At 38.0% G+C, this 19,404-nt stretch carries 15 protein-coding genes and 1 pseudogene; 7 read left to right on the top strand and 9 right to left on the bottom strand.

Translation table 11 applies throughout. From position 1 onward, the window contains the following. Positions 1 to 6: 6 nt before the first annotated feature. Entirely contained in the window at positions 7 to 1,266 is a 1,260-nt protein-coding gene (locus AC3B6Y_RS04320) for an MFS transporter (protein ID WP_489756901.1), read from the bottom strand. 341 nt (positions 1,267 to 1,607) lie between these two features. Here AC3B6Y_RS04320 and AC3B6Y_RS04315 point away from each other — a divergent pair, with 341 nt between their 5' ends. Both AC3B6Y_RS04315 and AC3B6Y_RS04310 read left to right on the top strand, forming a co-directional pair. After that, entirely contained in the window at positions 1,608 to 2,729 is a 1,122-nt protein-coding gene (locus AC3B6Y_RS04315) for an NAD(P)-dependent alcohol dehydrogenase (RefSeq protein ID WP_489791479.1), read from the top strand. Positions 2,730 to 2,864: 135 nt separating this feature from the next. Further along, positions 2,865 to 3,860 carry a helix-turn-helix domain-containing protein gene (locus AC3B6Y_RS04310; protein WP_489756899.1) on the top strand — a complete coding sequence of 332 codons (996 nt, stop codon included), beginning with the start codon at positions 2,865 to 2,867 and terminating at the stop codon, positions 3,858 to 3,860. A 3-nt stretch (positions 3,861 to 3,863) separates the two neighbouring features. Here the strand turns inward: AC3B6Y_RS04310 and AC3B6Y_RS04305 are convergent, their stop codons facing one another. After that, positions 3,864 to 4,631, bottom strand: coding sequence for a DeoR/GlpR family DNA-binding transcription regulator (locus AC3B6Y_RS04305; protein WP_489791477.1), 768 nt, complete (start codon positions 4,629 to 4,631; stop codon positions 3,864 to 3,866). A gap of 204 nt (positions 4,632 to 4,835) precedes the next feature. Here AC3B6Y_RS04305 and AC3B6Y_RS04300 point away from each other — a divergent pair, with 204 nt between their 5' ends. Further along, entirely contained in the window at positions 4,836 to 5,303 is a 468-nt protein-coding gene (locus tag AC3B6Y_RS04300) for a PTS sugar transporter subunit IIA (RefSeq protein ID WP_489756897.1), read from the top strand. Positions 5,304 to 5,326: 23 nt separating this feature from the next. Here AC3B6Y_RS04300 and AC3B6Y_RS04295 read toward each other — a convergent pair whose 3' ends face one another. Continuing rightward, a complete protein-coding gene (locus AC3B6Y_RS04295) occupies positions 5,327 to 6,226 on the bottom strand; it encodes an AraC family transcriptional regulator (protein WP_489756896.1) in 900 nt (299 codons plus the stop codon). Positions 6,227 to 6,446: 220 nt separating this feature from the next. Here AC3B6Y_RS04295 and AC3B6Y_RS04290 point away from each other — a divergent pair, with 220 nt between their 5' ends. From AC3B6Y_RS04290 to AC3B6Y_RS04280, 3 genes are read left to right on the top strand one after another with little or no spacing between them, the layout of a single operon-like run. Further along, complete coding sequence (locus AC3B6Y_RS04290; RefSeq protein ID WP_489791475.1) at positions 6,447 to 7,652, top strand: MFS transporter; 1,206 nt, start codon at positions 6,447 to 6,449, stop codon at positions 7,650 to 7,652. Continuing rightward, the gene (locus AC3B6Y_RS04285) at positions 7,630 to 10,080 is read left to right on the top strand and encodes a family 78 glycoside hydrolase catalytic domain (RefSeq protein WP_489791474.1); all 2,451 of its coding nucleotides are present in this window, start codon (positions 7,630 to 7,632) and stop codon (positions 10,078 to 10,080) included. Before AC3B6Y_RS04290 ends, AC3B6Y_RS04285 begins: the two co-directional genes overlap by 23 nt. A gap of 23 nt (positions 10,081 to 10,103) precedes the next feature. Beyond that, positions 10,104 to 11,063, top strand: coding sequence for an alpha/beta hydrolase (locus tag AC3B6Y_RS04280; RefSeq protein ID WP_489791473.1), 960 nt, complete (start codon positions 10,104 to 10,106; stop codon positions 11,061 to 11,063). 307 nt (positions 11,064 to 11,370) lie between these two features. Here AC3B6Y_RS04280 and mnmG read toward each other — a convergent pair. The 6 genes and pseudogenes from mnmG to rpmH form a co-directional block, all read right to left on the bottom strand. Continuing rightward, a pseudogene (gene mnmG, locus AC3B6Y_RS04275) lies at positions 11,371 to 13,305 on the bottom strand (tRNA uridine-5-carboxymethylaminomethyl(34) synthesis enzyme MnmG); the annotation flags it as partial. A 12-nt stretch (positions 13,306 to 13,317) separates the two neighbouring features. Next, positions 13,318 to 14,700 (bottom strand): tRNA uridine-5-carboxymethylaminomethyl(34) synthesis GTPase MnmE, encoded by a 1,383-nt coding sequence (gene mnmE / locus AC3B6Y_RS04270; protein WP_489791472.1) that lies wholly within the window; start codon positions 14,698 to 14,700, stop codon positions 13,318 to 13,320. Positions 14,701 to 14,869: 169 nt separating this feature from the next. Next, positions 14,870 to 15,538 (bottom strand): RNA-binding cell elongation regulator Jag/EloR, encoded by a 669-nt coding sequence (gene jag, locus AC3B6Y_RS04265; RefSeq protein ID WP_489756892.1) that lies wholly within the window; start codon positions 15,536 to 15,538, stop codon positions 14,870 to 14,872. A 29-nt stretch (positions 15,539 to 15,567) separates the two neighbouring features. Further along, on the bottom strand, positions 15,568 to 16,410 hold the full coding sequence (yidC, locus tag AC3B6Y_RS04260; protein ID WP_489756891.1) for a membrane protein insertase YidC: 843 nt from the start codon (positions 16,408 to 16,410) through the stop codon (positions 15,568 to 15,570). Between the two features lie 147 nt (positions 16,411 to 16,557). After that, complete coding sequence (rnpA, locus tag AC3B6Y_RS04255; RefSeq protein WP_489756890.1) at positions 16,558 to 16,896, bottom strand: ribonuclease P protein component; 339 nt, start codon at positions 16,894 to 16,896, stop codon at positions 16,558 to 16,560. 389 nt (positions 16,897 to 17,285) lie between these two features. Further along, entirely contained in the window at positions 17,286 to 17,426 is a 141-nt protein-coding gene (gene rpmH, locus AC3B6Y_RS04250) for a 50S ribosomal protein L34 (protein WP_249512191.1), read from the bottom strand. Positions 17,427 to 17,901: 475 nt separating this feature from the next. Between rpmH and dnaA the strand changes: the two genes are divergently transcribed. After that, positions 17,902 to 19,257, top strand: coding sequence for a chromosomal replication initiator protein DnaA (gene dnaA / locus AC3B6Y_RS04245; protein ID WP_489757697.1), 1,356 nt, complete (start codon positions 17,902 to 17,904; stop codon positions 19,255 to 19,257). Positions 19,258 to 19,404: the final 147 nt, after the last annotated feature.

Raw genomic sequence — 19,404 nt, 5'->3', positions numbered from 1 at the left:
CACCTTCTATTCTTCTTTGGTACCATAACGTTCCAAAGTGATTTCATCTAAAGATTTACCTTGAGTTTGTGGCGTCCAAATAACACCAATAATCAAAGATACTAACAGCAAAATAATCATGACCGTCCCAGCAACCTTAAAACCAAGATCTGCTAAAATCATTGGGAAAATGATCGACCAAATCCCAGAGCTACCACGGACAATAAAGAACATAAACCCTTGGGAGCCAGCACGGTACTTCGTGGGAAAAAGCTCCACTGCCCATAAAGCATACCAAGCTTGGGCACCAATTCCGGCAGATAGTCCCCAAATAATTACAAAAGCAATTAAAGCGGCCCAGCCGAAGCCAATATAAGTTAAAATTACCCAAGAAATAACAGCCATTAAAGCCCCTACAAAGAAGAAGCCCCGGGGATTAAGCCGATCGCCAAATAAGGCAAAACCGAAGTAACCAGATAAAGCGGTACATAACCACAAAACTGCTTGTAAAATATTTGCCTGCAAGGTATTTAAGCCACCGACAGTTTCATACACAAATGGCATAAAGAAGCCCATCGCCCCCGCCACTAAATTCCAGAGAGCATAAACACCGCATAAGAAGAGAATACTTTTAATGGAAACCATATTCGAAAATAATTCTTTATATGGATGCGGCTTAATTCCTGATTGCCGTTCTTTTTCCTTTTGTTGCAACCAATCCTGAGATTCCGGTAAGTTTCTTTGCAATAACCACGCAATAAATGCCACAATGGTTAAAAAGACAAATAATAAACGGTTACCTAATAAACCAAGTGGTGCAAATAATGATGCTGCTACAAAAACTAACGTCGGTCCCATGGACCAGGAAAATTGAGAAATCCCAATATCATGGGCCCGATTTTTTCCATCAGATGTTTCACCAATATACGTCCAAGAAGCAGGAACCCCCGCACCTACAGCCATACCTGTTACTAAAAAACCAATTAGTAACATCGGAAAATTAATAGAAAACACAATTAAAAGTGTTCCGACCATGTAGACCAACATATCATAGGTATAAATCATTTTGCGGCCGTATTTATCAGACAAATGCCCGCCAATGATGGCTCCCAATGCCGAACCAAAAGCATTAGCACTCAATGCCCCTAATAAACCGACGGCAAAGCTACTCAAACCAAAGTGCTTTTGCCACATTGTTAAACCTGCACCGCCCGCAACGATTGAGCCTGAGTCTAAAAAATTGGTTAAGGATACTGCCCACGTTGAAGCGTGCGAACTTTTAGCCATAACTTCAGATCTCCATTCATAATTCTTAATCGTAAACGTTTACTGTATAGATTGTAAGCGTAATCGCTAGACTAGCGCAATGGCATAATTCTTGATAATCAGTATCATATTAATACATTTTTTAATTTAATGATTTTAGATTCTGGAAATCAACCAGGGGCACAGTTCGTAATTTTTATCTATAAAAGCACTTTTTAGATTATTTTTTTGTAAAAATAAAATATTTAAACCATTCATCGCAAAACTTTATGAATAAAATCACAAGTTTTTATTGAAATCGTTTTTTGATAGTGACATAATCATTGTTGAAAAGGGTGAATTTCAAGAAAGGGGTTTTATTAATGAAAATTACTGCCGCTGTTGTCAAAGAACAAGGAGCACCATTTACCTTAGAAGATGACATTGAACTGCACGAAGTTGGTCCGACTGATCTCCAAATTCACATGGTGGCCAGCGGGATTTGCCATTCTGATGAAGCGATTCGCAAAGGCGATGCTTCGGTAGGCTATCCAGCAATTTTAGGTCATGAAGGGGCCGGTATCGTTGAAAAAATTGGTTCCGAAGTGAAAAACTTTCAAGTCGGTGATCATGTTATTTTATCTTTTTACGCTGATGGAACCTGCGATAATTGTTTAAAAGGGGTGCCTACACAGTGTCGTAATTATGGTGATTACAATTTGTCTGGGGTCCGGGCCGATGGTGAAGATCAATTTACTCAGAACGGTCAGCACATCTCTAATATGTTTAATCAATCCTCGTTTACAACGACTACCGTTGTTGACCAACGTAATGCTGTCAAAGTTGATAAAAGTTTAGATTTACGGAAATTAGGACCATTAGGTTGTGGTTATGTAACTGGTTCCGGTACTGTCTTTAATACTTTGCAACCGAAACCTGGTGATACGATCGCTGTCTTTGGTACTGGTGCCGTCGGTCTAGCTGCTATGATGGCCGGACGCATTTCTGGTTGTATTAAAGTTATTGCCGTGGACGTAGTTCCTCAAAGATTGGCCTTAGCCAAAGAATTAGGGGCCACAGATACAATTAATAGTAACGATGAGGATACCGTAGCTAAAATTCAACAATTAACTAATGGCTATGGCGTTGATTGGACGGTTGACACTACTGGTATTCCTGCAGTAATCAAAAACAGCGTTTTAGCATTAGCTCAAGGCGGAACGTGTGCTGCGATCGCCGTGACACCAAAATTATTAGAAATTTCTACTTGGAATGATCTCTGCGTTGATGATCGCAAAGTCGTTGGTGTCAACATGGGCGATTCCATTCCTCAAGTTGATATTACCCGCTTGATTGAATTTTATAAGTTAGGTTGGTTTAACTTTGATAAAACTGAAAAGTTCTATGATTTCAAGGATATTAATCAAGCCAATGCCGATTCTGTTTCGGGGAAAACGATTAAACCGGTTTTGATTATTGATCCCGACTACCAACCAGATAAATAATCGTCGTTACTCGACAGTAACTTGGGAATTTAAGAGTATTATAAAAGGAAATGTTTGGCTCAATATTAATCATTGACCAACATTTCCTTTTTGTTCCGTTATTGATCGCTAATCAGCTTGCGAAAGGATTTTATTATGAACGCACAAGTTATCCAAATGCTCCAACAAAAAACCAGTTTAGAACAACAACAAGAAGCAACTCATCATTTTATTGCTGATTTACCACAAAGTGCAGTCGCTACTTCTGTCGATCATCAAGCACTCCTCACTTTAACTAACGATTACTTTTTTAAGTATCATTCCGTTTACATCAGTAAACATAACCGCTTTGCCCCCTACCCTAAACACACGCATAAATTTTTAGAATTAAATTATATGTTAACTGGCAGTTGCTCTGAAGTCGTCGATGGGCAACTCGTCAAATTACATGAAGGTGATATTCTAATGATGAATGTTGGTTGCAGCCACTCCATCAAAGCACTCGGGACCAATGATTTACTCATCAATGTTTTGTTTCGCGACAGTAGTATTACTTTCAATTTATTAAACAGTATTCACAAAAATAATAGTATTACTTATAGTTTTTTATCTGATATTTCTCTTGGCAAGCACCCTACCCGCAATTATATTTTATTTCCGCAAAACCAAGACATAAAAGAAACCATGGACGAAATTATTGAAGAATATTTTCTTGAAAAATCGTACTCGAGTCGGATCATTGAATCTTATTTAGATATTCTTTTAGCCAAAATCCTCCGTCACCATCCTTTGCCGACAGTGAAGACCACCAATCGCCAACAAGATTTAATCATTCAATGCTTAAACGAAATTGATCAAAACTATGCCACTATTACTTTGGAACAGCTAGCTAACAAATATGGCTATAACAAAGATTACCTGGGTAATTTAATTAAAAAACACACGCATAATACTTTTTCCCAACTAAAAACCAAACAACGGCTCATTCAAGCTAACAGCCTATTACAATCCAGTACCTTACCGATTAATAAGATTATCACTAAAGTCGGGATTAAAAACAAAAACTTTTTTTATCAAAAATACCATGAATTTTACGGCATGTCGCCCGCCCAAAAACGCGCTGACTTTCAAAAACGCCATCAAGCTTTATAATGCCTATGCAATTGTTAATAGGATTTTAGCTTGTGTTATTTGCTGGGCAATATCTGCTGACGGACACTGATCACAAATAATTTCCGCTATATTCGTTTGCTGAAAAGAGGACATCAAAATATAATCATGACGTCCAAATTTCGAATGATCTACTAACAACACAACTTTCCGCGCGGTTTGTAATAACATCTGTTTCAAAGCATTTTGTTCTTCATTCGCCATATAAATCCCATGTTCATCTAACGAATTACACGACATAAAGGCAATATCTGGACGGTAATTTTGGGCTAAATCACGTAACGCCCGATAACCTAAAATTGAATTTGATTGGTAAGGGACTTCCCCACCTAAGATAGACAGCTTAATATTTTGCAATTGATTAACTTCAGTGGCAATGTGCAAGTTATTCGTAATAATATGCAGTTGGCGTTTGCCAGCAAAATACTTCGGCAAAAAAGCTAAGGTCGAAGAACCGTCCAAGAAAATTGCTTGATTATTGTGAATCCGTTTTGCAGCTAAGGAGCACAACTTTTTTTTCGCAGCTTCATTCTCACTACGCCTAATAGCATAGGTCATTTCCACATTGGAGTTTTTGAGCAAACTGACATAACCCTGGTCACGTTTGACGGTATTTGTGAGCTCTAAACCAATGAGATCACGTCGTAAAGTCGAAGTGCTGATGCCCAGCTTTTGTTGTAAAATACTAGTCTTTACTTTTTTGTGATTCGATAAAATCTCAATAATACTTTGAAGTCGTTCTGCTTGTGTCATCTGGCAATTCAATTCTTTCAGGTTACTTTTTAATTATTATACAATAATTATTTTAAAAAAATCAGTGAACATTTATGAACATTAACCGTTTTACCAAGCAAAGATTATCTTGTTAAAGCCTTTACTTTAAACTAAAATAAAACTGTAGTCTAATATCAGATGTTTATATTTGTTCATTTAGATGAACGGACGCAGGTGATAATAATGACAGAATACGCCGACCTTTTTAGTAATCAACTGATTTTTTTAAATTCTGAAATATCTGACTTTGCTGCGCTATGCCATCACATTTCACAGAAGTTATTAAAATTAGATTTGGTTACTACTAACTATGAACAAGCCTTGTGGCAACGTGAACAAAAGTTTCCCACCGGCATTAAGACCCCTTATATTACTATTTCTTTACCTCATACTAAACCACAGCACATTAACCATTCATTTATTACTTTAGTGCGTACGAACAATCCGATTTTAATGCAACAAATGGATCAACAGTTTATCATTCCTGTCCAAAACTTTTTCTTTTTAGGAATTTCGGACAAAACGCCTTCTTTACATAGCCAATTATTAAAGCGCTTTCTGCAACTGTCTAATAGTCCTGATTTTGTGAACGACTTTCTTTATATTAATAACATTAATGATTTATATGATTACTTACTCAACACTTTTTAACTAATGGACAATAATAAGTAGGCCTAGCGGTTCATTTCTCGATATTCTTGTGGGGAATGGCCTTCTTTTTTCTTAAAAAGTTTATAAAAATAACTAGTACTTTGATAGCCAACCTCGCGCGCTATTTCCTCAATTGTGGCCTCCGTTTTTAACAAGCGTTCCTTTGCTTGCTCCAGTTTAGTAGTAACAATCAATTCTGATATATTCCAGCCCGTATGTTGCTTAACATATCTTGATAAATAACTCGCACTAAAATTAAACTGTCGGGCCAATTGCTGAACATTAACCGTGGCATAATTTTGCTCGATATAATTAATGATTTGCATACTGCGATGATCAATCCCCTTAAATGAATAATGAATTTCCTGGGAAATATCGGCTAATAATAATAGAAAATAGCCATATAATTTATACGTATTTTGAAAATTGCTTTGACAATATTCTTGAATAATTTGATTTAAAAAATCCCAAATTTCTAGTTGATGAAAGGTCGGAAAATATAAATATTTTTTGGTTCCGCTTCCTTGCAAAAATTGACTTAAAGGATTAACATCCTGCAAAAATTGTTTGAAAAGCCCCTGCTGAAACAGTGATTGATTGACTCCAATATTAATAACCAATGCGTTAGAATCAACAACTTCCAACGCATGTTGACTATGCAAATTCATGATTAAGAGACTATTAGCTAATAAATAAATTCGATCATCTAAAGTTTGATTGATTACTCTCCCATCATTCACAAACACAAATTCATAAAAATTATGTTGATGGAGTGGCGCCGGTTCGTACATTCGGTGGGCGACGATAAAAATATTTTTATCATTAGAGAATAATTGTTCTGAGCGTATTTGACCATCTAAAAAAACTTGCTTATCTACATTCAAGAGAAGCGGTAACTGATTTTTTTGAAAATCCACTGTCATAAGGGTTCCTCCTCAAAGTCACAAAAAAGCAGACATTCATCATAATTGAGCATTGTAACCGTTTGCTAAAACAACAAAAATTAAGACTGGAGCTTATGACAGTTTAGTTAGAGCTTCTATGAAAAAATTTTGGGCCAAAATTTTGTTTTTCTATTCGTATCAAGCATACACCCTTTTCAAATTTTATCTCAAGAATAATTTTTAACTGGAGGAACCCTGTATGAATAAAACCAAAATTAAAGTTGGGATTTTAAGTACTACCTCATTATCCATGAGTGCCTTAGCCATTTCTAGTGCTTTAAATTCTATTATTAAAGCTTTTCCCAATGATTCTATTGCCAAGATTCAAATGATTGCCACCATCCCTAATTTAAGCGCTTTGATATCCACTTTGGTGGTTGGGACTTTAGCCACGCATTTTTCTAAAAAAAGCTTAACGCTAGTAGGCACCCTGGTTTTAGCCTTGGGCGGATTAATGCCATTGGTTTTCCACAATAGTGTCAACGAACTATTAATCTGCGCTTTACTATTAGGAATTGGCATTGGCTTCATTAATACATTAGCACCGATGCTAATTTCTTTGTTCTTTGCAGACGAAGAGCGCGCTAGCGTTATGGGGCAATCTACAGCCATTAATAGCTTTGGCTCGATTATTTTAATGATGGGCGGAAGCTTTTTAGGGTCTAAAAATTGGGTTAACACTTATTTAATTTTCTTATTAACCATCCCTGTTATTTTATTAGTTATTTTCTTTTTGCCTCAAGATAGTACTCAAAAAGCGGCAGCTACCAAAAGTGATACGTCACAAGATCATCATACTTGGCAGATTGTCAAAAGTTTAAGCGGCTATGTTTTTGCCTTAGCCACACTAACTTTTTTACTAGCGCTCATTTATAATATTTTTCCCACCAATCTATCGATCATCATTAACACCAAACATCTTGGCGGTACTAGCTTAACCGGCATCATCAATTCGCTGGGAACATTGGGCGGCGTTTTAACTGGTTTTAGTATGAAGTACTTGAATAAGTTATTTAAGAACCAAACGTTAACTGCCGGCTTCGTTGCCTTAGCGCTAACCTTCTTCTTTATTTACTTCTTCAAGAATATAGTTTTAATTATTATTGGTGCCTTGTTATCAGGTTTTGCCATGTCAATGATTATGTCTACCGTTCCTTTTTTAATTTCTTTAGTTTCCAAACCGGCTCAAGTAGCGATGGCCATGGCTATTTTTCAATTTGCTAATTCCTTAGGTGGAACTATTGCGCCACTAGTTTTAAAACTAATTCACATTAATGCCGGCGTTGATTCCTTTCTGTTTGGCGGAATTTGTAGCATTGTCGTTGCAGTTATTTGTTTAGTATCGCAAATTGGTCGCAAAGCAATGAATTTTCCCAACAGAAATGCTAATGTCGAAGCAGATTAATATCTTTGAGAAAGAAGTGTTGTCATTGAAGCAAGAAAAAAACACCCAAACTAATTGGCAAGGACGCTGGATTAGCGCCAACAACTGTTGGGTTTCAGAAGAACCAGAATTTACACTGGCAGAAATGTTCTCTGGTCAAACTAAACCACAAAAACCAGTTGCCGAACGGTTGCATCCTGTAGTTTATTTTAAAAAAAGTTTTTTCATCGATAAACGAGTTAAAACAGCCCGCCTGAACATGACTGCCCAAGGAATTTATAAAGCATTGATCAATGGTCGCCCAGTAACTCAAGCTCGTTTTACTCCGGATTACACCAATTACAATGAATTTTTGCAATATCAAACTTATGATGTGACTGATCAGATAATTTCTGGACAAAATCACTTTTGCATCATGGTTGCTGATGGTTGGTACGCTGGACGCATCAGTGTTCAAGGTGGCAGTAATCAATTTGGTAATCAATTAGCATTATTGGCAGAACTAACGCTTGAATATCTCGATGGCACCCAAGAAGTCCTTGGCACAGATGATAGTTTCACTGCCGGTTCCGGTAAACATGTCTATGCTGACATTGATATCGGAGAAAAACAAGATTTAAGACAGACGGATGCTTGGCTAACGGACAATTTAAATCTACCTCTTACGACCTTTATCATTGATGCTGATTATTCGCGTTTACAACCACAACAAGGTCCGCTAGTCTATGCACAAAAGCCCTTAGCTTGTCAAAAAGTTTGGTCAGAAAATGACGACTTAATCTGTGATTTTGGTCAAGTAATTACTGGTGTCGTCCGTTTAACAGCCACTATTCCCAAAAATCAGGCAGTTACACTTCAACACTCCGAAACTTTAGATGAAAACGGCCAATTCTTAATTAATATTATTGGACGTAATAAAGACCAAACCGATATTTTTATTGGTAATGGTACTACGCAAACCATGCAGCCCGACTTTACTTTTCATGGTTTTCGCTATGTCAAAATTTCTGGTCTCCAACAAAGTAATCTCCAACAGATTCAAGCTATTCCACTATATTCCAATATGCCAGAAACCGGCACTATTACCACTGATAACCAACAAATCAACCAATTGTTATCCAATATCAAATGGAGTCAGCAAAGCAATATGCTTTCCATTCCCACTGACTGTCCTCAACGTGAACGGGTTGGCTGGACGGGTGATATGCAAGTTTTTGCGCCTGCTGCCACATTTTACATGAATACCAATCAGTTTATCGAACGCTGGCTTAAAAATGTTCGCATTGACCAACGTCCCAACGGTGAAATCTTAGATTACTCACCTTCACCCAAAGATGCCCAAAAGAGCGTAGAATTTACCGGTTCTTATTCTTCGGCCGGTTGGGGTGATGCTATTATTTTAGTTCCTTGGACCTTATATCAAAGATATAACAACAAACAAGTCTTACAAGATAATTATCAAGCCATGGTTAAGTGGTTTGAATTTTCTAAAAACAGTGCCGCCGGCGACAAGACTGATGATTCCCAATATCTGTGGGACACGAAGTTTCATTACGGCGATTGGATGTTTCCCAGTTTCATGCTCCAAGATCCTGATCCCATGAAAACGGCGCAAGCCACTAAAAATACTGTGGCCACAGCTTTTCTAGCCCATTCCGCAGATCTATTGGCCCAAATTAGTACTGTTTTACAGCAAGATGGCGCTCGTTTCAAAGCTTACTCTCAAAAAGTTAAGGCTGCTTTTACCAAATATTTGGTAACTGACAACCACCAACTCAAAGAAGATTATCAAGGCTGTTATGTTTTAGCACTCGCTTTCGACATGGTTCCCCAAAAAATGCGTCCAACTTTAATTAACCGCCTAGTTGAATTGATTCATCACAATCATGATCGCTTAGATACTGGCTTTTTAGCCACACCCTATTTATTAGATGTTTTAAGTGATAATGGTCAAGCACCATTAGCTGCTAAACTATTCTTACAAGAGCAATGCCCTTCTTGGTTATATGAAGTTCAACATGGTGCCACCACGATTTGGGAATCTTGGGCGGGCATTCAACCAGAAGGTAAAGTGGGCCAATTGTCCTTTAATCATTACGCTATGGGCTGTGTTTTGGATTGGTTTGTCCGTAAAGTTGCCGGCTTGCAAACATTGAAACCAGGATTTCAAACTTTTCAAATTCAGCCATTAGTTCACGTTTGTGACAAAATTCAACTCCAATATGCCTCTCAAAGTGGCCTAATTAAACTAGATTTAACTACACAAGATCAGACCACCGTCTTAAAACTCAGTGTTCCCCAAGACACTTGTGCGCTAGTTTGCTTGCCTTATATCAATCCAACACAAAAAAGACAGCTACTGCAAAATTATCCTGATGGCGCTCTTAATGAACAACAACATTGTTTACAACTTAAAGTTACTGCTGGTGAATATTTTTATCATTATTAAATAATTTTCAAGGAGTGTTATTTATGCAAATCAAAACTATCCCATTAAGTGAAACAAACCCCGCTGTCACTTTAACCGCCTATTTATTAGACGATTCCGAAGAAACTTTGGCCGGTAAAAAACGGCCTGGAGTTATCATTTGCCCAGGTGGCGCTTATATGAATTGTTCTTATCCGGAAGCTGAACCAGTAGCTTTAAAATTTAATTCTTTGGGTTATCATGCCTTTATCCTGCGCTACAGTACCTATAATGAATGTTCTTCGGATTTTTCCAATATTACCAACATTGCGCCCAAAAAAGATTGTCTATTTCCCCAACAATTGTTGGAATTAGGACAAGCCATGGTCTTAGTGAAGCAACACGCTGACGCTTGGCAGGTTGATGATCAAAAGTTAGCAATTTGTGGCTTTTCTGCTGGTGGTCATAACGTCGCCTTGTACGCCACCAATTGGCATCAGGAGTGGTTTCAAAAACATTTTGGCGCTGAGACCCAATTACTCCAGCCTGCTGCTTGCATTTTAGGTTACGCCATTACCGACTACATTAACCTTAATGAACATATCCAAAATGAGCTGCAGGGGATGGAACAGCAATTTATGAAAGCTTCCATGGTGACCTTTTTAGGGCAAGAGAACCCGGACCTAGCTGATTTAAAAAAAGTTAGTCCCCGTTTGCAAGTGACCGAGTTCACACCACCAACATTTATGTGGGCCACTGCTGATGATCCTCTAGTCCCGTCACTTAATTCACTCACGTTTGCCCAAGAATTAAAGAACCACCGCGTTCCTTTTGAAATTCACCTCTTTGAACATGGTGCTCACGGCTTAAGCTTAGCCACACAAGCCAGTGCTGCTTCTCAAAATCAAATCAAGCCCGACATTGCTATTTGGTTTGATTTATGCGCCACTTGGCTACAACGAAGATTTGCTCTACCGTTACCCGAATTAAGTGCCTTTGAAAAAAATCTCAATTTAGCTGACTAACTAATAAAATCATCTGAATGATAAATTTTCTATTTCAATCTTACTAATACTGTCACAAGAGGCGGGGCCAAAAATCGTTTCACAGTTGCGCACTAACCAGATTAAATTTTCCAGTCCGCTCGCGACTGAAAATAATTTGATTCAATTAGGCAAAAACCTTTGACTTTTAAAACGCAATAAAATTACTGCTCAGATATTTCTATCCAAAATGTGAGCAGTAATTTTATTGTCCCGACCTCTTGTTTATTTTTTAAAGCGAATAAAAAAGTGCTGATCCAATCATCAACACTTTTTAAATAACCTTTTATTTTGTTGCTTGTTCCTGCTCTTGACCAATTTTAGCAATCCGCCCACGTTGGATATAAACCATCAAGATACTTAAATCCGCTGGATTAACACCGGAGATGCGGCTAGCTTGAGCCATTGTGGTTGGATTGATTTTTTGTAATTTTTGCCGAGCCTCCGTAGCCAAGCCTTGCACATCATCATAATCCAACCGCTCAGGAATCTTTTTTGATTCCAATTTTTTCAAATGTGCAATCTGTGCTTCTTCTTTTTTAATATAACCTGCATATTTGAGTGAGATCTCAACTTGTTCCGTAACCTCCGGCGCCAAGGGTTCACTCGTTGGCCCAATAAATTCTACTAATTTAGCATAATCAATTTCAGGACGTTTCAAAAAGTCTGCCGCGACCACACTATCTTTCAACGGATTCATTCCCAAGCCTTCCAAAAACTCATTCACTTTTTTGGATGGTTTAATCCGAGTCATTTTCAAACGTAAAATTTCCGCCGTAACCTGCTGATATTTATTTAGGAAATTTTGATACCGGGTTTCGTTAATTAAACCGAGGTGATACCCCTTTTCAGTTAACCGTTCATCCGCATTGTCATGCCGTAAAATTAAGCGGTATTCGGCCCGACTAGTTAACAAGCGGTACGGTTCATTAGTGCCCTTCGTCACTAAATCATCAATCATTACACCAATATAAGCTTCATTGCGGCCTAAGATTAATGGTTCTTTATTTTGGGCACTTAAGGCCGCATTGATCCCTGCCATAATGCCTTGCCCTGCTGCTTCTTCATATCCAGAAGTTCCGTTCATTTGTCCAGCAGTATACAAGTGACTAATAACTTTTGTTTCCAAAGATTGCTTCAATTGCCACGGTTCCACAATATCATATTCAATAGCATAACCAGGCCGCATCATTTTCGCATGTTCTAACCCGGCTACGGAATGCAACATCTGCTGTTGAATTTCTTCCGGCATAGAAGTCGAAAAATCCCCTACATAATATTCTTGCGTCGTGCGTCCTTCCGGTTCCATAAAAATCTGATGCCGCGGTTTATCCGCAAAACGCACTACTTTATCTTCAATAGAAGGACAATACCGCGGACCGACCCCCTCAATTACGCCCGAAAACATCGGAGCTCGATCTAAATTATCCCGAATAATCTGGTGGGTGTGCTCATTGGTATATGTCATCCAACAAGAGATTTGGTCCTTTAAATAATGAGTCCGGTCAGTTAAATAAGAAAATGATCGAGGCGTTTTGTCACCAGGTTGTTCTTCCATTTGGGAAAAATCAACACTATCCTTAGCTACTCGCGGTGGGGTACCTGTTTTAAAACGCCGCAATTTTAGACCTAAACGTTCTAAATCTTCCGATAATTTAATCGAAGGCAAAGAATTATTGGGACCCGAAGAATACATTAATTCGCCAATAATAATTTTGCCCCGTGAAGAAGTCCCAGCAGTTAAAACCACGCTCTTTGCTCGATAACGCGCACCGGTACTGGTAATCACTCCTTGACAAACTTGGTCTTCCACAATCAACTGGTCAACTAAGCCTTGCCGCAAAGTCAAGTGCGGCGTGGTTTCAATCGTTTCTTTCATGTATTGATGATATTCATTTTTATCAGCTTGTGCCCGTAATGCCCGCACAGCAGGACCTTTACCAGTATTTAACATCCGCATTTGTAGATAGGTTGCATCAATGGCTTTACCCATTTCGCCACCCAAAGCATCGATTTCACGGACAACTACGCCTTTAGCGGGACCCCCAATCGACGGATTACATGGCATAAACGCAATCATATCTAAGTTCAAAGTCAATAATAAAGTTTCTTGACCCATTCTAGCAGCAGCCAAGGCGGCTTCACACCCAGCATGCCCAGCACCGACCACAATCACATCATAACTTTTGGCGGTTTCATACTCTCTAACTTTCCTATCTGCCATCTCTTAAACTCCTTATTTTCCCACGCAAAATTGCGTAAATAACTCAGTAATTAACTCATCGGGAGTACTTTCACCCGTAATTTCACCTAATTTGTCCCAACAGTTAGTCATATCAATCTGGACTAGATCAATCGGCATCCCAGCTTTAATGCCTTGAATGACATCACTTAAAGAATCTTGTGCCTGGTTTAACAGCCCGACTTGGCGGGCATTGGTCACCACTGCACCATTTTGTTGTTGATCAATCCCTGCAAAAAACATCGTTTGTATTTTTTGTTCAATTTGATCAATACCTTGCTGCTCCACCGCGGAAATTTGAATCACTTCCTGTGGATCGGCAGTTAAATCTTGCACACTAAACGCTTGTGGCAAATCACTTTTATTAATAATGACAATGCGTTGCTGCGTGGCAGTTTCGGCTAATAACTGTTGATCTTGCTCACTGAGCGGCCGACTGCCATCCAAAACTAACAAGACCAAATCGGCTTTCTTTAATTCTTGCCGACTACGATCTACACCAATTTTTTCTACTTTATCATCCGTCGCATGGATGCCGGCTGTATCAATGAGCGTTAAGGGAATGCCATTCACATTAGCCATTTGTTCAATGACATCACGTGTTGTGCCCGCCACATCAGTTACAATGGCACGATCTTGCTTGGCCAAGACATTTAATAAACTGGATTTACCAACGTTGGGTTTGCCAACAATCGCCGTCTTTAAACCTTGATTTAAAATTTGGCCTTCTTGAGCTGTCTTTAACAGATTGGCAATTTGTTGCTGCACTTGTTGGGCTTTTTCTAATAACATCTGCGTTGTCAATTCTTCATTATCATATTCTGGATAATCAATATTGACTTCCACTTGGGCCAAAACATCCAAAATTTCTTGGCGTAGATTTTTAATTAAGTGATTTAATGAACCATCTAATTGCTGTAAAGCTTGATCCATCGCACGATCCGTTTTAGCACGAATCAAGTCCATTACCGATTCTGCCTGCGTTAAATCAATCCGCCCGTTTAAAAATGCCCGCTTCGTAAATTCACCAGGTTCCGCCAAGCGCGCACCATGACTTAACAAAACTTGTAAAACTCGGTTAGTAGCTAACAAACCACCGTGTGTATTAATTTCCACGACATCTTCACGAGTAAAAGTTTTGGGTGCTCGCATCACCGAAATCATGACTTCATCAATTGGCTGCTGATTTTGGGGATCAATCACGTGTCCATAATTAATAGTATGCGAAGCCACGGTGGTTAAATCGACCCCCGTCGTCACTTGGTTAGCAATTTTAATTGCTTGATCTCCTGATAAACGCACAATTGCAATGGCCCCTTCTCCAATGGGCGTCGAAATTGCCGCAATTGTATCAAATTCTGTAATCTCCGTCATCAAACTACTCCTTTGAAAGCACAAAAAAAGTGCTACTAATCCAGATTAGTCGGTTACTAATCTCGATAAAAAGCACTTTGACTACTTTTTGATCTCTAATCTTTCAGATCCCAATGATTTTAAATCTAGTTAATACGGTTAATATACTGGTTAAATGCCATTTTGTCAAAAATTACTTCTGCAATTCACGGACTGGACGAATGACCAAATACTTATCTAAACCGCGTCCTTGTGTCCGCACGAAAACTTGATCATTATTTTCCAAGTTTTGATAAATAATTTTACGTTCAATCGCTGGCATGGCATCTAAATAAACTGGCCGTTTGGTAGCAGCCACTTGTTCCGCCTTGAACGTCGATAAAGCAATTAACGACTCTTGCCGCCGTTTGCGGTAATTACCAATATCCAACAAAATTGGCTGCTCTCGAAAATCTAAGTAATAAGCATACTCTTGCACAATTGTTTGTAGGGCATTGATATTTTTACCATGTTTTCCAATAATTTTCGCTTGCAATTTCTCAGTGACATCAATATCAAATTTTAAACAATCCGAATTTTTAACATATTTGACTGCTTGCTTAAAACCCATCGTCTGCAAAATATGCGCTAAATAATCTTGAATTTGTTGAATCTTATTTTGCGTGGATTGCGTTTGTTCCACAAGATTTTGAATACTTTCCACTGGCTTCAAATCCACGATGGCTGGTTTCCGCCCAATCCCTAAGAATCCAGTTCGTCCTTCACTGATTACATTAACTGAAACCTGCTCTCGTTTAACCTGTAACTGTTTTAACCCCTCATCAATGGCCTTTTGAATTGTTGTTCCCTTAAACTCTGCCATAGCTACAACCAAGCTCCTCCAAATAATAATTACTTGCGCTTTTTATAAGCTTTTTTACGAGCCTTCCGTAAGGCCTTTTGTCGCTCTCGTTCTTGTTGTGCCTTAGCTTCTTGTTCCCGTTTAAATTTAAACGGATTTTGCAACAATAAAGTTTGCAAAACTTGAAAAGCATTAGAAACCACCCAGTAAACAGAGATTGCCGATGGAAAACTAATGGCTGGAATCAAGACGACAATTGGCATAAACCACATCATCATTTTCGCTGATTGCGGTTGATCCGGCTGTGATAAGTTAGCAATCCAAGTACTCAAGAACGTAAAGATCGCAGCTAAAATCGGTAAAACGTAAATCGGATCTGGTTTACCCAATGCCATCCATAAAAAGCTACCATTCCGTAATTGCGTAGTCCGATAAATAGCTTGATATAAAGCCCACATCACTGGTAACTGAATCAGCAGCGGCAAGCAACCAACAAACGGATTAACCCCTGCTTCAGCATAGAGTTTCTTCGTTTCTTCTTGTAATTTTTGCTGCGTATCTAAATCCTTAGCTGAATATTTATCCTGCAAAGCTTTCATCTGCGGTTGAATATCCATTTGCTTTTTCATACTGCGAGTCTGCCACCAATTTAACGGCAACAAAATAATCCGAATAATCACTGTAAATAAGACAATTGCCCAACCGTAATTATTACCGACTAATTTTGCCAACCATAAAATAAAGCGGGAGCCTTGATATAAGACATAATGATTCCAAAATCCACTACTACTTTTCGTAATCGGTTCGTTCAAATTAGAACAACCGCTGACGACCACTACCAGCATTAAAACTGCAACTAATAGTAACCAACGTCGATTCTTTTTCTTCAACATAGCAACTTTCCTTTATCAGTAGTTGAGACAAATAGTGTCACCAAATCACTGTACTTTTTAGTAACGTAGCAAATCGTCACACAAAGATTTTAGATAACTATTAATTAATTAACAATTATTTTTGTCTCGTCCACGTTATTAGTCTTCCTATAACATTTTACCTAATTTTAGAAGATGTATCAGATTTTTTTTAGTTTCAGCCATATTTAATTTAGTAGCCGGCTTGCGGGCAATAATTAAAAAATCTACTTCTGCTGGCAATTGGGGCTTTAACTCCAATAAAGATTGCCGTAAATAACGTTTCATCTGATTTCGTAACACAGCAGTATGGGCAATCTTTTTACTAACCGATAAGCCTACGCGAAAATGCGGTTGGTTGGGTTTTTCAATTTGATACAACACAAACGCCCGATTCGCCACGGAATTATGTTGATCAAAAACTGCTTGAAATTCTTTTTCCTTTTTAATTCGATAACTTTTACGCATCTTTTAACCTCATCTAGTGAAAAGTAAATTTCTTCGGCACCAAGTACCAAGCCGTTAGAAACAGACTTAACCGGCCTAATTTTTCTTAAATTTCCGTAACAGTTTAATCGTGATCGCAGTCTGTTTACAATTTTGGCTCGGTGCAACGACCACAGTAGTTAACCATTTTTGACAATTGTAGATTCTGGTCCAGCAAAAGTTGTCTTGGCTTTTGGTGAGAATAAATTTGTAATTTAAGACCTTGATCCACGGCCGTTACACCTCATTTCACAAAAATAATTTTAGCATAAAAAAGGACGCCTGAGACGTTAATTCATCCTAAGAACAATACCTTCCTAGGTTGTCTTAACTGGCGTCCTGTATAAAAAAACCACTGAATCTTCAGTGGCTTAGGCGGATAATACTTTTCTACCTTTTTGACGACGACGTGCTAAAACCTTACGACCGTTACTAGTACTCATCCGTTTCATAAAACCATGAACACGTTGACGATGACGTTTCTTAGGTTGATAAGTTCTTTTTGTAGTCATGTTTAAACACCTCCATAACTAATCTCATCGTTTATTATTCTAATGATAATACCATAGTAGTTTACCACATTTGCCGCCTAAATAAAATTATTTTTCTTAAGCGAAGGACGTTCTCATTCTAATTACTTGTTTAAAAAGTTGTGTATAAATTAAAACAGTTTCTAATCCTCAAACTTTTTCCACAAGTAAATCCGCAGTAAATTAACAATTAACTGCTTTGTTAACAGTTTTTCCACAACTGTTAACATTAAATTAATTTTCTTTTGAAATAGCAAATCTGTTTGCTTTTCTCGCTGTGGAAAACTTCAAATATTTTATTTTCTTAATTGTTTTCCACAATTTTCTGGATGATTTATTGTTTACCAGTTTAAAAGTTATTTTTTAATATCCACTTGTGGAAAACTTTTTTAAAAAATGCTAAAATAATGCAGTTAATTATCTATTACATTTTAGTTGGAGGAGTAATGTGCCCGAAATAACAAATGGTGAGTTGGATTCTTTTTGGGAATTTTTGCAAAAGAAATTTAAACAAGATTTTGCACCGGTTAGTTATCAAACTTGGATCGAAAGCGCCAAACCCTTAAAATTAGAAAACCAAAAAATTTATATTTCCGTTCCATCATCATTGCACAAAGAATATTGGGAACGAAATATTAGTACTAAAGTAGTTGAAACAGCTTATGAGTACAGTAATCAAGAAATTGTCCCCGTCGTTTTATTAGAATCTGAGCTCAAAAAACAACAATTAGAACAAACAATTACCCAACCGCAAACTGTCACTACTAAGACTGCACAGTCACCTATTCAAGCCGCTCATTTAAATAGTAAATATACTTTTGATTCTTTCGTGACTGGTGGGGGTAATCAAATGGCCCACGCTGCCGCTTTAGTGGTTTCTGAAGAACCTGGTACTATGTATAATCCGTTATTTATTTACGGTGGTGTCGGTTTGGGAAAAACTCATTTGATGCAAGCGATTGGACATCAATTACTAGAGCGTGATCCCAGTGCCAATGTTAAATATATTTCCAGTGAATCATTTGCCAATGATTTTATTAATTCTATTCAAAATCGGACCCAAGAACAATTTCGCAATGAGTACCGCACAGTTGACTTACTTTTAGTCGACGACATTCAATTCTTTGCGGATAAAGAAGGTACCCAAGAGGAATTTTTCCATACATTTAATACACTTTACAATACTAAAAAACAAATTGTCCTAACCTCTGATCGGTTACCAAATGAAATTCCAAAATTACAAGAACGGTTAGTTTCGCGTTTTAAATGGGGGTTATCAGTGGATATTACTGCACCTGATCTAGAAACTCGGACGGCAATTCTACGCAAAAAAGCCATCGCCGAAAACTTAGAAATTCCGGATGATGCGTTATCCTATATCGCTAGTCAAATTGACAGTAACGTCCGGGAATTAGAGGGCGCGCTCGTCCGTGTCCAAGCTTATTCAACAATTAACAATGCGGATATTGACATTAGTTTAGCCGCCGAAGCACTCAAAGATCTCAAAGATTCCAAACACCAAGTCGGCTTAACCATCAGCAATATTCAAGATCAAGTTGCTAAATACTATAAAGTTTCTGTGGAAGATCTCAAAGGCAAGCGCCGCAATAAAGCTATTGTCGTTCCCCGCCAAGTGGCTATGTATTTAGCGCGGGAACTGACTGATAGTTCTTTACCTAAAATTGGTCAAGAATTTGGCGGCAAAGATCACACCACCGTTATTCATTCTTGTGACAAAATCGCCAAATTGTTAGAATCTGATCTCAATATCCAACATGATTTGACCAATCTCAAAGCTAGCCTAAAAAATTAACATGTGGATAAAAAAAGCAAAACTCAAGTTTTTCCACAAGAGTTTTGCGCAATTTATTAACAGTCAAAAGTTAAGTAGCTGTTAGCCTTTTAGCTGAAACGCACAGTTTCAACAGCTCCTACTACTATTACTACTATTTTTTTATTA

This window comes from Bombilactobacillus sp. ESL1092 (assembly GCF_058107465.1).
This window is presented reverse-complemented; position numbering and strand designations above follow the sequence as displayed.